This window comes from Pseudomonas sp. IT-P2 (assembly GCF_949767575.1).
Lineage (GTDB): Bacteria > Pseudomonadota > Gammaproteobacteria > Pseudomonadales > Pseudomonadaceae > Aquipseudomonas > Aquipseudomonas pharyngis.
The window spans coordinates 62,477-76,005 of sequence record NZ_CATKQA010000046.1; the positions used below are offsets into that span (position 1 = coordinate 62,477).

14 protein-coding genes are annotated in these 13,529 nt (G+C 61.2%); 7 read left to right on the forward strand and 7 right to left on the reverse strand.

The genetic code is table 11. The features are described 5' to 3' along the window. Positions 1 to 64: 64 nt before the first annotated feature. Positions 65 to 1,357 (reverse strand): MFS transporter, encoded by a 1,293-nt coding sequence (locus ACM6JM_RS24295; protein WP_039772790.1) that lies wholly within the window; start codon positions 1,355 to 1,357, stop codon positions 65 to 67. Positions 1,358 to 1,410: 53 nt separating this feature from the next. On the opposite strand from ACM6JM_RS24295, the gene ACM6JM_RS24300 reads away from it, so the two are divergent. Together ACM6JM_RS24300 and sthA are read left to right on the forward strand one after the other, a co-directional pair. After that, positions 1,411 to 2,460, forward strand: coding sequence for an FAD:protein FMN transferase (locus ACM6JM_RS24300; RefSeq protein WP_414882634.1), 1,050 nt, complete (start codon positions 1,411 to 1,413; stop codon positions 2,458 to 2,460). Between the two features lie 197 nt (positions 2,461 to 2,657). Next, positions 2,658 to 4,052: a Si-specific NAD(P)(+) transhydrogenase gene (gene sthA, locus ACM6JM_RS24305; RefSeq protein ID WP_039772789.1), complete on the forward strand. Its 1,395-nt coding sequence runs from the start codon at positions 2,658 to 2,660 to the stop codon at positions 4,050 to 4,052. A gap of 42 nt (positions 4,053 to 4,094) precedes the next feature. Here sthA and ACM6JM_RS24310 read toward each other — a convergent pair whose 3' ends face one another. Next, positions 4,095 to 4,817 (reverse strand): glycerophosphodiester phosphodiesterase, encoded by a 723-nt coding sequence (locus ACM6JM_RS24310; protein ID WP_414882635.1) that lies wholly within the window; start codon positions 4,815 to 4,817, stop codon positions 4,095 to 4,097. Between the two features lie 14 nt (positions 4,818 to 4,831). Continuing rightward, positions 4,832 to 5,413: a PilZ domain-containing protein gene (locus ACM6JM_RS24315; protein WP_039772787.1), complete on the reverse strand. Its 582-nt coding sequence runs from the start codon at positions 5,411 to 5,413 to the stop codon at positions 4,832 to 4,834. Between the two features lie 94 nt (positions 5,414 to 5,507). On the opposite strand from ACM6JM_RS24315, the gene ACM6JM_RS24320 reads away from it, so the two are divergent. The 3 genes from ACM6JM_RS24320 to ACM6JM_RS24330 all read left to right on the forward strand — a co-directional run bounded on the left by ACM6JM_RS24320 (position 5,508) and on the right by ACM6JM_RS24330 (position 8,757). Further along, positions 5,508 to 6,758, forward strand: coding sequence for a lipoprotein-releasing ABC transporter permease subunit (locus tag ACM6JM_RS24320; protein WP_414882636.1), 1,251 nt, complete (start codon positions 5,508 to 5,510; stop codon positions 6,756 to 6,758). 7 nt (positions 6,759 to 6,765) lie between these two features. Next, on the forward strand, positions 6,766 to 7,449 hold the full coding sequence (gene lolD / locus ACM6JM_RS24325; RefSeq protein WP_162831788.1) for a lipoprotein-releasing ABC transporter ATP-binding protein LolD: 684 nt from the start codon (positions 6,766 to 6,768) through the stop codon (positions 7,447 to 7,449). Positions 7,450 to 7,512: 63 nt separating this feature from the next. Continuing rightward, the gene (locus ACM6JM_RS24330; RefSeq protein ID WP_074689237.1) at positions 7,513 to 8,757 is read left to right on the forward strand and encodes a lipoprotein-releasing ABC transporter permease subunit; all 1,245 of its coding nucleotides are present in this window, start codon (positions 7,513 to 7,515) and stop codon (positions 8,755 to 8,757) included. Between the two features lie 117 nt (positions 8,758 to 8,874). Here the strand turns inward: ACM6JM_RS24330 and ACM6JM_RS24335 are convergent, their stop codons facing one another. Together ACM6JM_RS24335 and ACM6JM_RS24340 are read right to left on the reverse strand one after the other, a co-directional pair. Next, positions 8,875 to 10,212, reverse strand: a complete 1,338-nt coding sequence (locus ACM6JM_RS24335) for a heavy metal sensor histidine kinase (protein WP_134333854.1) — start codon at positions 10,210 to 10,212, stop codon at positions 8,875 to 8,877. Beyond that, positions 10,212 to 10,892, reverse strand: coding sequence for a heavy metal response regulator transcription factor (locus ACM6JM_RS24340; RefSeq protein WP_007951608.1), 681 nt, complete (start codon positions 10,890 to 10,892; stop codon positions 10,212 to 10,214). Before ACM6JM_RS24340 ends, ACM6JM_RS24335 begins: the two co-directional genes overlap by 1 nt. A gap of 154 nt (positions 10,893 to 11,046) precedes the next feature. Here ACM6JM_RS24340 and ACM6JM_RS24345 point away from each other — a divergent pair, with 154 nt between their 5' ends. Further along, complete coding sequence (locus tag ACM6JM_RS24345) at positions 11,047 to 11,580, forward strand: plastocyanin/azurin family copper-binding protein (protein ID WP_103386743.1); 534 nt, start codon at positions 11,047 to 11,049, stop codon at positions 11,578 to 11,580. Positions 11,581 to 11,641: 61 nt separating this feature from the next. Continuing rightward, positions 11,642 to 12,472, forward strand: a complete 831-nt coding sequence (queF, locus tag ACM6JM_RS24350; RefSeq protein ID WP_085608218.1) for an NADPH-dependent 7-cyano-7-deazaguanine reductase QueF — start codon at positions 11,642 to 11,644, stop codon at positions 12,470 to 12,472. Between the two features lie 63 nt (positions 12,473 to 12,535). On the opposite strand, the gene ACM6JM_RS24355 is transcribed toward queF, so the two are convergent. Together ACM6JM_RS24355 and ACM6JM_RS24360 are read right to left on the reverse strand one after the other, a co-directional pair. Then, on the reverse strand, positions 12,536 to 12,799 hold the full coding sequence (locus ACM6JM_RS24355) for a DUF4404 family protein (RefSeq protein WP_039772780.1): 264 nt from the start codon (positions 12,797 to 12,799) through the stop codon (positions 12,536 to 12,538). Positions 12,800 to 12,907: 108 nt separating this feature from the next. After that, positions 12,908 to 13,528 (reverse strand): phosphatase, encoded by a 621-nt coding sequence (locus ACM6JM_RS24360; protein ID WP_103386744.1) that lies wholly within the window; start codon positions 13,526 to 13,528, stop codon positions 12,908 to 12,910. Position 13,529 lies beyond the last annotated feature (1 nt).

Here is a 13,529-nt window from a genome sequence, read left to right on the forward strand (position 1 = left end):
CCTTAGCTGCAAATGAAAACGCCCCGGCTCTGGTCGGGGCGTTTTTGTTTGCGCGCGATTTGCCTTAGCGGGGGATGGCGGCTTGGGCCGTGCGCAGTTCGTGCCTGTTGCCACGGAACAGCACCAGCGTGGCGATCAGGCCCAATACGGCTGCGCCACTGAGCCAGATCCCCGGCGCCGCCTTGTTGTCCAGCACATGAATCAGATAAGTGCAGGCCGCCGGGGTAAAGCCACCAAAGGTGGCGGTCGCCAGGCTGTAGGCCAGCGAGAAGCCAGTCGTACGAACTTCTACCGGCATGATTTCGGTGAGTGCCACCACCATTGCCCCGTTGTACGAACCGTACAGGAACGACAGCCACAATTCGACGATCAACAAATGGCTGAAGCTCGGGTTCGCCACCAGCCAGGACAGTGCCGGGTAAGCGGTCAGGATCGCCAGAATCGTCGCCGCCAGCAGTAGGGGTTTACGACCTACCTTGTCAGACACCGCGCCCATCACCGGCAACCAGAAGAAGTTCGACAGGCCGATGCACACGGTCACCAGCAACGCATCGAAGTCCGATAGGTGCAATTCCGCCTTGCCGAAGGTCGGTGTGTAGGCAGTGATCAGGTAGAACGACACCGTTGTCATGACCACCAGCGCCATGCCAGCGATGACGATGCCAAAGTTCTGACCGATCGAACGGATGATTTCCTGCAGAGTAGGGCGATGTTTGCGCGCCTGGAACTCCGGGGTTTCCTCCAGCGAGCGGCGGATGACAAAAATCACCGGGACGATCATGCAGCCGATCAGGAACGGCACGCGCCAGCCCCAGTCGCCCATCTGTTCCGGGCTCAGCCAATGGTTGAGACCGACACCGAGCAGGCCGGCGAATACCACCGCCGCTTGCTGGCTGGCGGACTGCCAGCTGACGAAAAAGCCCTTGCGGCCCGGCGTGGCGATTTCCGCCAGATACACCGACACCCCGCCCAGTTCCACGCCGGCCGAGAAACCTTGCAGCAATCGGCCGAACAGCACGATCAGCGGCGCGGCAACCCCAAGGGTGGCGTAGCCCGGCACGCAGGCAATCAGCACGGTGCCGGCCGCCATCATGGCCAGCGTGATGATCAGGCCCTGGCGCCGGCCATGTCGGTCGATGTAGGCGCCGAGAAAAATCGCCCCCAGCGGGCGCATCAGGAAGCCGGCGCCAAACGTGGCCAAGGAAAGCATCAGGGACGCGAAGGCGCTGTCGGTGGGAAAGAAGGTCTTGGCAATGGCCGTGGCATAGAAGCCGTAGACCATAAAGTCGAACATCTCGAGAAAGTTGCCGCTGACAACGCGAAAAATCGCCTTGCCTTTGCCGGTCGTGGAAGACATGGGTAGGTACTCGCTCTAAATCTTGTAAGAAAGCGTTGCGCTCGTAGCCCATAATGGCCGGCGCGGTTTTGCGGGGAGATGAAGAATTGTTAACTGGACGCTGGGCGATTCTCGTGCTGCTGACCGGGTTTTTGTCCGGCTGCGGCAACGGTGATTCCCTGGAGACTTTCGGTGGCCCGACGATGGGCAGCACCTATTCGATCAAGTACGTGCGCCACGCCAATCTGCCTGCCCCGCAGGAGGTGCGTGTCGAAGTGGAAAAAATCCTCGCGGGCGTCGACCGGCAGATGTCGACTTACCGCGCAGACTCCGACATCTCGCGCTTCAATGCATTGCCGGCTGATCGCTGTCAGGTCATGCCCGCGCCGATCCTTGAATTGGTCCGCGTGGGCGAGCAGCTGTCGCGACAAAGCGAAGGCTCCTACGACCTCACCGTCGAACCGCTGATGAATCTGTGGGGGTTCGGCCCGCAGGGGCGTGAAGAAAAAGTCCCGGATACGGCAGCGCTGGCCGAGGTGCGACAGCGGGTCGGTCATCAGCACCTGCGCATCGACGGTGACCAGTTGTGCAAGGACGCGGCGGTCGAGGTGGATTTCAACAGCATCGCAGCCGGTTACGCGGTCGACACCATTGCTGCGCGGCTCCAGGCTCTGGGCATACATGATTACCTTGCCGAAGCCACTGGCGAACTCAAGGCGTCCGGCAGGAAGCCCGACGGTTCGCCATGGCGTATCGCACTGGAAGAGCCGCGCGACGATCAGCAGGTTGCAGAGCGCGTCATCAATGTCGATGGCTTCGGTCTCTCCACTTCAGGCGACTACCGCAACTATTTTCAACAGGATGGCCGGCGTTATTCCCACACCTTCGATGCCTGGACCGGTGCGCCGGTCCTACATGATCTGGCGTCGGTCACGGTAATTCATCCTTCAGCGCTGATGGCCGATGGACTATCGACGCTGTTGCTGATTCTCGGGCCTGAAAGGGCCTGGGACTATGCCGAAAAACACGACATTGGTGCATTCTTTGTGATTCGTGCCGATACAGGTTTCGTCACACGCACCAGTCACGCGTTCGAACGGCTCAGTGGCGCAAAAGTTGACTGAGAACAGTACGAAAACTGGCGTTGTAGTGCAGGCAAAAGTAGCCTACGACGCGACCAAGGGTTAATGTGCGCGGCGTTGACGCTTCTATAGACTGTGTCCGGGTTTTCTACTGGCCCCCAATTGTTCCTTCGCGCCGTCGTTCGGCGTGATTTAGCCGCCGGTGCTGCTGGCACCGCGGCCTGTTCTGAGGAGTACGCATGGCTGTCTACAACTACGACGTGGTGGTGCTGGGTTCCGGCCCGGCGGGAGAAGGCGCGGCAATGAACGCCGCCAAAGCAGGGCGCAAGGTGGCGATGGTCGACAGCCGTCGTCAGGTCGGCGGCAACTGCACCCACCTGGGCACCATCCCGTCCAAGGCCCTGCGTCACTCGGTGCGGCAGATCATGCAGTTCAACACCAATCCGATGTTCCGTGCGATCGGCGAGCCGCGCTGGTTCTCCTTCCCGGATGTGTTGAAAAGCGCCGAGAAAGTCATTTCCAAACAAGTCGCTTCGCGTACCGGCTACTACGCCCGTAACCGCGTCGACGTGTTTTTCGGCACCGGCAGCTTCGCCGACGAGCAAACCATCGAAGTGGTCTGCGCCAACGGCGTGGTCGAGAAACTGGTGGCCAAGCACATCATCATCGCCACCGGTTCGCGTCCTTATCGCCCGGCGGACATCGATTTCCACCACCCGCGTATCTACGATAGCGACACCATCCTCAGCCTCGGCCACACCCCGCGCAAACTGATCGTTTACGGCGCCGGCGTGATCGGTTGCGAATACGCTTCGATCTTCAGCGGTCTGGGCGTGCTGGTCGAACTGGTGGACAACCGCGGTCAGTTGCTGAGCTTCCTCGACTCGGAAATCTCCCAGGCGTTGAGCTACCACTTCAGCAACAACAACATCACCGTGCGTCACAACGAAGAGTATGACCGCGTCGAAGGCGTGGACAACGGCGTGGTCCTGCACCTGAAGTCCGGCAAGAAGATCAAGGCCGACGCCTTGCTCTGGTGCAACGGCCGTACCGGCAACACCGATCAGTTGGGTCTGGAAAACATCGGGGTCAAGGTCAACAGCCGTGGCCAGATCGAAGTCGACGAGAACTACCGCACCTGCGTGCAGAACATCTATGGCGCCGGTGACGTGATCGGCTGGCCGAGCCTGGCCAGTGCCGCCCACGACCAGGGCCGCTCGGCCGCTGGCAGCATCGTCGACAATGGCAGCTGGCGTTTCGTGAATGACGTGCCGACCGGTATCTACACCATTCCGGAGATCAGCTCGATCGGCAAGAACGAGCAGGAACTGACCCAGGCCAAGGTGCCGTACGAAGTGGGCAAGGCGTTCTTCAAGAGCATGGCGCGTGCACAGATCGCCGGCGAGCCGCAAGGCATGCTGAAGATCCTGTTCCACCGTGAAACCCTCGAAGTGCTGGGCGTTCACTGCTTCGGTTATCAGGCGTCGGAGATCGTGCACATCGGTCAGGCGATCATGAACCAGCCGGGCGAACTGAATACCCTGAAGTACTTCGTCAACACGACGTTCAACTACCCGACCATGGCCGAAGCCTATCGGGTAGCGGCGTACGACGGCCTCAACCGGCTTTTTTGACGGGCTCCGGCCGGTGGCCTGAGCCGGCCGGGGAGACCGATTTCAGCAATTCCCGAGGGTGGCAGTGGCCAAACCGGGAAAGTCTGTAATCAGGCTGTCAACGCCGAAGTCAACGAGTCTGCGCATCAGCGCAGGCTCGTTGACGGTCCACACCGACACATGCAGCCCTTGACGCTGCGCCTTCTGCAGGCGTTCCGGCGTACACAGCGTCCAGTTCAACGCCAGAATCTCGCAACCGTAACTTTGTGCGACCTTCAGCGGGTCGAGCCAGGCGTATTCGGCCACCAGGCCGCGCGATACGTCGGGCACCAGATCCAGTGCAGCCTTCAAGACTTCCCGCGAACTCGAGGTGATTGTCACCTTGTCGAGCAGCCCGTGTCTGACTGCCATTTCACGGATCGCCAGCACGGTGGTCGCGGCGCGGGTGCGAGAAGCGCTTTTGACTTCCAGCTGCCAGTGCTCGAAATCACACTTTTCGAACAGTTCTTCCAGCGTTGGAATCGGGCATGGCTTGATCCAGCCCGGACCGCCCTTGCGCGCGTCGTAGGTCACCAGCTCGGCGGCGGTGTGCTCGACCACCTTGCCGCGCCGGTCGGTGGTGCGCTTGAGGGTCGGGTCGTGGATGACCATCAGCTCGCCGTCCTTGGACAGGTGCAGGTCCAGCTCGCAACGGCGAACGCCGTGCTTGAGACATTCCTGAAAACTGCTCAGGGTGTTTTCCGGTGCTTCGCCCTTGGCGCCGCGGTGGCCGTAGATAAGGGTCACGGTTCTTCCTTAATTTAGATGCCTGATTCGTTCTGTTCGCGGGCCAGACGTCGTTCCTGGGCCTGCTTCTGCAAGATATAGCGGGCGAGCAACTGGCGCTGGGCGTCAGTCAGGTGTTCGAACTCGGTACCGACGTCGTAGCCGTCGCCCTTGCGGTCGCAATGGGTCACGCGGGCGCGCAGCAACAGGCCGAGGGCCTGGGGCATCAGCACCAGTTTCACCGACAGGTGCGCGCCGGTGGCGATCGGGGTAGGGTGCTGAAAGTCGATGCCGCCCTCGGAGATGATCACCGGTTGCGGCTCGCCGATATGGCCGAGCACGGTCAGGGCGACCACCTGGCTGAGCAGGTCGATGCGTTTGTTCTGGGATTTCAGGAACGCCGCGATGGCGCGGTCGCGTTCACTGATCTGGCGCAGCAGGTGCTGCGACTCGAATTCGCTCAGGTGCAGTTCGCTGAGCAGGTTGAACAGTGGAGAAGCATCCTGCAACACTTCCTGGCCTGCGGCTTCGGGAGCGGACAGGGGCCGAATTTCCAGTGCGATCGTGTCCTCGATACGGTAGTATTCGCGGCGATCTTCTTCATCTAATGTCGACATGGCGAACCCATGGTAGCGGCGGTGGTCTGAGTGTAAAGCTGGTTATCGACCCCCGCCACAAGGACGTTCCTTTTCCCTCCGAACAAGCCCCGACATGTTCAGACCTCTCTTCGTATTTATCGGCACGCGTTATACCCGTGCAAAGCGTCGCAATCATTTTGTGTCATTCATTTCCCTGACTTCGATGATCGGGCTCGCCCTTGGCGTGGTCGTGATGATCGTGGTGCTGTCGGTGATGAACGGCTTCGATCATGAGATGCGCACCCGCGTGCTGGGCATGGTGCCCCACGCGACCATCGAGTCCGGTGAAGCCATCAATGACTGGCCGAGCCTGGCCGCCAAGGTCAAGCAGAACCCGCAGGTGGCGGCCGTTGCGCCGTTCACCCAGATGCAGGGGTTGCTGACCAACAACGGCCAGGTGTCCAAGGTGTTGCTCAATGCCATCGACCCGGCGCTGGAGCGCAACGTCTCGATCATCGACAACTTCATGAAGCAGGGCAAACTTGACGATCTGACGCCGGGCAGCTTCGGCATCGTAATTGGCGACAAGGCCGCGACCAAGCTCGGCGTGGGCCTCGGTGACAAGATCACCTTCGTCGCGCCGGAGGTCAGTGTGACCCCGGCCGGGATGTTCCCGCGCATGAAGCGCTTCACCGTGGTCGGCATCTTTCATGTCGGCGCCGGTGAATTGGACGGCTATCTGGGCGTGACCAACCTGCAGGATCTGGCGAAGATGCATCGCTGGAAGCCTGATCAGGTGCAGGGCCTGCGCCTGAAGTTCGACGATCTGTTCCAGGCCCCGCGTGAGGCGTGGAACATCGCCCAGCGCCTCGGCGAAGACCGTTACTACGCCCGCGACTGGACCCGTACCCACGGCAACCTGTATCAGGCGATCCGCATGGAAAAAGCCATGATCGGTCTGCTGTTGCTGCTGATCGTCGCGGTGGCCGCGTTCAACATCATTTCCACGCTGGTGATGGTGGTGAATGACAAGAAGGGCGATATCGCCATTCTGCGCACACTGGGCGCCACGCCGGGCACGATCATGCGCACGTTCATGGTGCAGGGCACGGTGATCGGCTTGGTCGGCACGGCCATCGGCGCCGTGGTCGGGATCTTCGCCGCGCTAAACGTCAGCGCTGCGATTTCGGCCATCGAAGGCGTGATCGGACACAAATTCCTCAACGCCGACGTGTATTTCATCGATTACCTGCCGTCGCAGGTGCAGAGCCAGGACGTGGTCATGGTCTGCGCCGCTGCGTTGGTCCTGAGTTTCCTCGCCACCCTGTATCCAGCCTGGCGTGCCGCGCGCACCCAGCCGGCGGAGGCGCTACGTTATGAGTGAGTCGGGCATGAGTGAAAAAGCAATCTTGAGCTGCCGCAACCTGGGTAAATCCTACGAGGAAGGCCCGGAGTCGGTGGAAGTGCTGGCCAACCTGCAACTGGAATTGCATCCGGGTGAGCGGGTGGCGATCGTCGGCAAGTCCGGTTCGGGCAAAAGTACCTTGCTCAACCTGCTGGGCGGTCTCGATACGCCGACCAAGGGCGGTGTCTGGCTCGACGGTGAAGAACTCTCGGCGCTGAGCGAGAAGAAGCGTGGCCTGCTGCGTAACCGCGCCCTCGGGTTCGTGTACCAGTTCCACCACCTGCTGCCGGAATTCACCGCGCTGGAAAACGTCTGCATGCCGCTGCTGATCGGCAAGACCGCGATCCCGGAAGCACGTCAGCGTGCCACGGCGTTGCTGGAACGGGTCGGCCTGGGTCATCGCCTGGAACACAAACCGGCGGAGCTGTCCGGTGGTGAACGCCAGCGCGTGGCCATCGCCCGTGCGCTGGTGAACAATCCAGGGCTGGTGATGCTCGACGAGCCGACCGGCAACCTCGACTCCCACACCGCCGAAGGCATTCAGGATCTGATGCTGGAACTCAGCACGTCGATGCGCACGGCGTTTCTGGTGGTGACTCACGACATGAACCTGGCTCGCCAGATGGACCGCGTCCTGCAACTGCAGGAAGGTTGCCTGACCCCCATCTGACGGCTTGAAACCCGATGTCTGAAAAGGCGTCGGGTCTTTTATTTTTATACGGTGCCCCAGCGAATGTTCAGACCGTTATCGATCTTTATCGGCACGCGCTATACCCGCGCCAAGCGCCGCAATCGCTTTGTTTCGTTCATTTCGATGACCTCGATGATCGGCCTCGCCCTCGGCGTGCTGGCGATGATCGTGGTGCTGTCGGTGATGAACGGCTTCCAGCGCGAAATGAGCTCGCGCATCCTCGGCATGGTGCCCCACGCGACCATCGTCGGCGTCAAGCCGATCGACGACTGGCAGCCAGTGGCCGCCGCCGCGATGAAGAACCCGCAAGTGACCGCCGCCGTGCCGTTCACCGAGATGGAAGGCATGCTGTCCTACAAGGGCATGATGCAGCCGATCCAGATCAGCGGCGTCGATCCGGCCCAGGAAGGCAAGGTGTCGATCGTTGCCCAGCACATTGTTCAGGGCCGTCTCGATGCCTTGAAACCGGGTGAATTCGGCGTAGTGCTGGGCGAAATCACCGCTCGGCGTTTTCGCCTCAACGTCGGCGACAAGATCACTCTGATCGTGCCGGAAGTCAGCACCGCACCGGGCGGCATCACTCCGCGCATGCAGCGCTTGAACGTGGTCGGCGTGTTCAAGGTCGGTGCCGAACTCGACGGTTCCATGGGCCTGATCCACGTCTCCGACGCCGCGACCATGCAGCACTGGGAGCCGAATCAGGTGCAGAGCGTGCGTCTGGCGGTGAAGGATCTGTACGCCGCGCCGAAGGTTTCCTCGGACATTGCCAGCGGCCTCGGCGCCGATTTCAAGGCTGACGACTGGACCCACACCCAGGGCAGCCTGTTCAGCGCGATGAAGATGGAAAAAACCATGATCGGCCTGTTGCTGCTGATGATCGTCGCGGTGGCGGCGTTCAACATCATCGCGACCCTGATCATGGTGGTGAACGACAAAGGCGCGGACATCGCGATCCTGCGCACCATCGGCGCCACACCCCGGCAGATCATGGCGATATTCATGGTGCAGGGCACGGTGATCGGCATCGTCGGCACCATCATTGGTGGCGTGCTGGGTGTGATTGCGGCGCTGAACGTCAGTGAGATGGTGGGCTGGGTCGAGCGGGTGACCGGGCAGCACATCTTCAGTTCGGACGTGTATTTCGTCAGCAACCTGCCATCGGAATTGCAGGGCGGCGACGTGCTGCTGATCTGTTCGGCGGGCTTCATCCTCAGCTTCCTGGCCACCGTTTACCCGGCGTGGCGAGCGGCGAAGATCGAACCGGCGCACGCGTTGCGTTATTCCTAAGCATCCTGATGCCCGTTCCCACGCTCCGCGTGGGAATGCATCAACGGACGCTCCGCGTTCGGCTCTTTAGGGCGCAGAGCGCCCCGGGCTGCATTCCCACGCAGAGCGTGGGAACGATCAGCTTCGAGGCAACTCAATCACAAACCGCGTCCAGCCCTGAGCCGATTCGCAATGAATCTGCCCGCCATGGGCCCGGATGATCGACTGAGTAATCGCCAGCCCCAATCCCGCATGCTCGCTGCTGCCTTCCTGGCGCGCCGGATCCGCCCGGTAGAAGCGGTCAAACAAACGCGGCAACAACTCCGCAGAAATCCCCTCGCCACTGTTCTCCACGGTCACCCTCATGGATTTCGCCTGCTCGGTGACCCGAATGCGCACCTCGCCGTTTGCAGGGGTAAAGCGCAACGCGTTATCCAGCAGATTCGATAGCGCCCGGCGCAACATCGCGCGATCCCCCTCAAGCTGCCCCGCACCGTCGCGGCTCAGGCCGACCTGAGCGTCTTCGGCCAGCGGCGCAAAAAACTCCAGCAACGCATCGGCTTCTTCCGCCAGCTCCAGCGGTTCACGCTTGGGCACCAGCAAACCGTGGTCAGCCTTGGCCAGATAAAGCATGTCGTTGACCAGTTGCGCCATCCATTGCAGCTCTTCGAGGTTGCTGTGCAGCGCTTCACGATAGTCTTCGAGAGGGCGAGGGCGGGTCAGGGTGACTTGGGTGTGGGTCAGCAGGTTCGACAGTGGCGTACGCAGTTCATGGGCGATGTCGGCAGAGAACGCTGACAGCCGCTGAAAAGAATCGTCGAGGCGTCCGAGCATGGCGTTGAAGCTGTGGGCCAATTCCGCGAGTTCTGCAGGCATCCGCGCTTCCGGCAATCGGGCATTCAGCGATTGCGCCGAAATCCCACGGGCCACGGCACTCATGCGCCGTAACGGGCGAAGACCGCTGCGGGCGGCCCAGGCGCCGAGCAGCGCGGTGGCCAGCGCCGAGAGGCCGACGGTCAGCCAGATCAGATGCTGCATGCGTTGCAGGAAGTGCTGGTGGTGGGTGATGTCCAGCAGCAAGGTCAACTGCGGTGAATCGGGTTTTCCCGGTTCAAGCGCGGCGTTGAGCAGGCGATAGTCCGTGCCGTTGTCGTTGATGGTGGCCAGACCGGGTTGCTGCGGCAGGTTTGCCGGGGCGTGCAACGAGCGCCCAAACCAGCGCTGGCCCTCAGGGCCGCTGACGCGCAACGTGATATCGCCCTGTTGGCTCAACTCATCGGTGATGTGCGCGGCGTCGCTGCCACTCAGCAGCGTCTGACGTACGCTGAGCAGTTTTCCTTCGAGCAGTTGCTGGTCGAGCTCGATGAAGTGGCCTTCGCTGGCCCGATTGAAAACGACCCCGGCGACCAGCGAAACCACGGCGGTGCAGCCGGCGAACAGCAGCGCCAGCCGACCGCTCAAGGACAGTCGGCGCATCAGTCGGCACGCTCTTCAAGGACGTAACCCATGCCGCGCACCGTGTGAATCAGCTTGTGGGGGAAGTCGTCATCGATCTTCAGGCGCAGTCGACGAATCGCCACTTCGATCACATTGGTGTCGCTGTCGAAGTTCATGTCCCAGACCTGTGAGGCGATCAGCGATTTGGGCAGCACTTCGCCCTGGCGGCGCAGGAGCATCTCCAGCAGAGCGAACTCTTTGGCCGTAAGGTCGATGCGTTGACCGCTGCGTTCGACCCGGCGGCGGATCAGGTCCAGGCTCAAATCGGCCAGGCGCAGGCTGGTTTCCTGAGGTGTGGAACTGCCGCGGCGCAACAGGCTGCGCACCCGGGCCAGTAATTCGGAGAAGGCGAACGGTTTGACCAGATAATCGTCGGCGCCCAGTTCGAGGCCGTGAACCCGGTCTTCCACGGTGTCCTTGGCGGTCAAAAACAGGATCGGCGTTTCCAGACCGGCGCTGCGCACCGCTTGCAGGATTTGCCAGCCATTGCGTCCGGGCAGCATCACGTCGAGGATCAGCAGCGCATAATCGCCACTCAACGCCAATTGCTGGCCGGTGGTGCCGTCGGCCACCAGTTCGGTGTTGAAACCGGCCTCGGTCAGGCCCTGGCGCAGGTACTGGCCGGTTTTGGGTTGGTCTTCGACGATCAGCAGTTTCATGGGCGACTCGGGTAGCGGGAACGAGGACGTTATACCGTGGGCAAACGCGGTGAGCGCCAACCTGACAAAGTTGTAATCTGCCTGTCAGGTCGCTGCCAGCGCAGGCGGGCTAGAGTTTCCCACAGGCTGAACCTTGATTTGTTGGAGTACGACTATGTTTTTGCGCAATCGTCTGGCCCTTGCCGCGTGTCTGCTGGCGCTGAGTTCGCCGCTGTGGGCATCGCCGGCGCACACTTATGACTTCGGCCAACCGGCCCCGGCGGCCAAGGCCACCCGCAGCATCGAAGTGGTGATGGGCGACATGAGCTTCGATCCGAAGGCGATCGAGATCAAGGCCGGTGAGACCGTTCGTTTTGTGCTGGTGAATAAAGGCCAGTTGCTGCATGAATTCAACCTCGGCGACGCGACGATGCATGCAAAACATCAGCAGGAAATGTTGCAGATGCAGCAAAGCGGCATGCTTACGCCGACTGGCATGAAGGAAATGTCCCACGACATGGCGGGCATGGATCACGGCTCGATGGGGCATGGCATGAAGCACGACGACCCCAACAGCGTGCTGGTGGAGCCGGGCAAGACCGCCGAGCTGACCTGGACCTTCAGCAAAGCGGTGAACCTGGAATTTGCCTGCAACATTCCCGGGCATTACCAGGCCGGAATGGTCGGCAAACTGACTGTCAGTCAGTAAGCACTCAAAGGCGGGAGCAAAGGCTGGTAGAATCCGCTGATTCTTCAGTCAGGTTTCCGCCATGCATCCCGCAGCCGAACATTCGCCGCTGGGCAAATCCAGCGAATACATCGCCACGTACACACCGTCCCTGCTGTTCCCGATTCCGCGCACCGCGAAATGGGCCGAGCTGGGCCTGACCGCCGAAACCCTGCCGTATAAAGGCGTGGATTTCTGGAACTGCTTCGAGCTGTCGTGGCTGCTGCCGTCGGGCAAACCGGTGGTGGCGATCGGTGAGTTCAGCATTCCGGCGGATTCGCCGAACATCATTGAATCCAAGTCGTTCAAGCTGTACCTGAACTCGCTGAACCAGACGCCGTTCGCTGATATCGCGAGTCTCGAAGCAACGCTGGTCAAGGATCTGTCCGCTGCTGCCGGCAAACCGGTGGGCGTGCGGGTTCGCAGCCTGAAAGACGTCGAAGCCGAAGGCGTCGTCGCGCTGCCGGGCGTGTGCATCGACGATCTGGATATCAGCGTCAGCAACTACGAACACCCGCGTCCTGAACTGCTGCGCTGCGACGATTCGCGCGTGGTGGAGGAGAGCGTGCACAGTCATCTGCTCAAATCCAACTGCCCGGTGACCAGCCAGCCGGACTGGGGCAGCGTGGTGGTGGAATACCGTGGCGCGGCGCTGGATCACGCCAGCCTGCTGGAATACATCGTCAGCTTCCGTCAGCACTCGGACTTCCACGAGCAATGTGTGGAGCGGATCTTCCTTGACCTGCAGCGCCTGCTGAAACCGGAAAAACTCACGGTGTTTGCGCGTTATGTGCGCCGGGGCGGGCTGGACATCAATCCGTACCGCAGCACTGAAAGCGTGCAACTGCCGAACCATCGTCTGGTTCGTCAGTAACCCGCCTCGCGGACATGAAAAAGCCCTGCCAGTGATGGCAGGGCTTTTTTGCATTCGCGGGTTTCAGATGCCCATGCTGACCAGAGAATTCATGATGTTGCGCAGTGTGCCGGCGATGGTGGGGTGATCAACTTCAAAACGCTCAACGGCCAGGTTCACGCCATCGGCAATGTTGGAGTCCTTGGTTTTGGTTTCCAGTTCAAGTTCCAGTTCGATCTGTTCCATCAGTGCATGTAGATCAGCGCGCTCGGCTTCGGTCAGCGGAGGATTTTGATCCAGTTGCTCGCGCAGGGCATTGAGCTGTTTCTGCAGTTCTTGAGCGGGCATGGTTGTTTCCTTTTATCGAGAGGCACTGGCATAGACCGCAGCTGTGCGCCAAAGGTCTATGGCTCTCCTTAAGACTAATCCACTCTTGGCCAACCTGCATGATCCCGGTCAGGGCTTTTCGCCTTTGAGGCGACGCAGGTTGATGTCCGCGAGGCAAGTGTCGAGGTCGCCCAGATGATCGATCACCGAGTGCACGCCGAGGCTGAACAGTTGCACGGTCGCCTTGCCGCGCAGTTGTTCGCGTTCCTTCTGGCTCAGGGCCTGCCATTCGCTCGGCGCCAGGCCGCACAGTGAACCGCAGGACGCCAGGCCAATGGTCCACAACCCGGCATTGAGGCCCGATTGCAGCAGGCGCGGTTCGCCGCTGACCAGTACGCAACCGTCGAGGCGATCGACATTCAAGCCCATCAACGCTTGCCAGCAGGCGTTGGGCGCCGGCCAAGGATTGATTGTTGCCGAATATTGCGATGGTTTGATCCAGTCTGGCAGCGCCGATGCCAGCACCTGAGTGCTCACGATGGACAACTCATCGAGCCAGGCGCAGGGAATTTGCTGGCGCTGCAGGCTGCGCAGGCTGTCGAGGGCGCCGGGTGTGACGTCGGCGTGTTCCGGGCCGACGCTGGTTTGATGACGGGCGCGGGCGCCGAAGTCCACCAGACAGCCGCTGAGTCCGAACAGCACGGCGGTCAGCGTCGGTGCCGCGAGGGGCAAGGCTTCGGCTTGAGGCATG

Excerpts from the sequence above, each read along its gene's own strand:
- ACM6JM_RS24295 (WP_039772790.1), bottom strand. The coding sequence starts at position 1,357 with ATGTCTTCCACGACCGGCAAAGGCAAGGCGATTTTTCGCGTTGTCAGC.
- ACM6JM_RS24300 (WP_414882634.1), top strand. The coding sequence starts at position 1,411 with ATGGCCGGCGCGGTTTTGCGGGGAGATGAAGAATTGTTAACTGGACGC.
- sthA (WP_039772789.1), top strand. The coding sequence starts at position 2,658 with ATGGCTGTCTACAACTACGACGTGGTGGTGCTGGGTTCCGGCCCGGCG.
- ACM6JM_RS24315 (WP_039772787.1), bottom strand. The coding sequence starts at position 5,413 with ATGTCGACATTAGATGAAGAAGATCGCCGCGAATACTACCGTATCGAG.
- ACM6JM_RS24320 (WP_414882636.1), top strand. The coding sequence starts at position 5,508 with ATGTTCAGACCTCTCTTCGTATTTATCGGCACGCGTTATACCCGTGCA.
- lolD (WP_162831788.1), top strand. The coding sequence starts at position 6,766 with ATGAGTGAAAAAGCAATCTTGAGCTGCCGCAACCTGGGTAAATCCTAC.
- ACM6JM_RS24330 (WP_074689237.1), top strand. The coding sequence starts at position 7,513 with ATGTTCAGACCGTTATCGATCTTTATCGGCACGCGCTATACCCGCGCC.
- ACM6JM_RS24335 (WP_134333854.1), bottom strand. The coding sequence starts at position 10,212 with ATGCGCCGACTGTCCTTGAGCGGTCGGCTGGCGCTGCTGTTCGCCGGC.
- ACM6JM_RS24340 (WP_007951608.1), bottom strand. The coding sequence starts at position 10,892 with ATGAAACTGCTGATCGTCGAAGACCAACCCAAAACCGGCCAGTACCTG.
- ACM6JM_RS24345 (WP_103386743.1), top strand. The coding sequence starts at position 11,047 with ATGTTTTTGCGCAATCGTCTGGCCCTTGCCGCGTGTCTGCTGGCGCTG.
- queF (WP_085608218.1), top strand. The coding sequence starts at position 11,642 with ATGCATCCCGCAGCCGAACATTCGCCGCTGGGCAAATCCAGCGAATAC.
- ACM6JM_RS24355 (WP_039772780.1), bottom strand. The coding sequence starts at position 12,799 with ATGCCCGCTCAAGAACTGCAGAAACAGCTCAATGCCCTGCGCGAGCAA.
- ACM6JM_RS24360 (WP_103386744.1), bottom strand. The coding sequence starts at position 13,528 with ATGCCTCAAGCCGAAGCCTTGCCCCTCGCGGCACCGACGCTGACCGCC.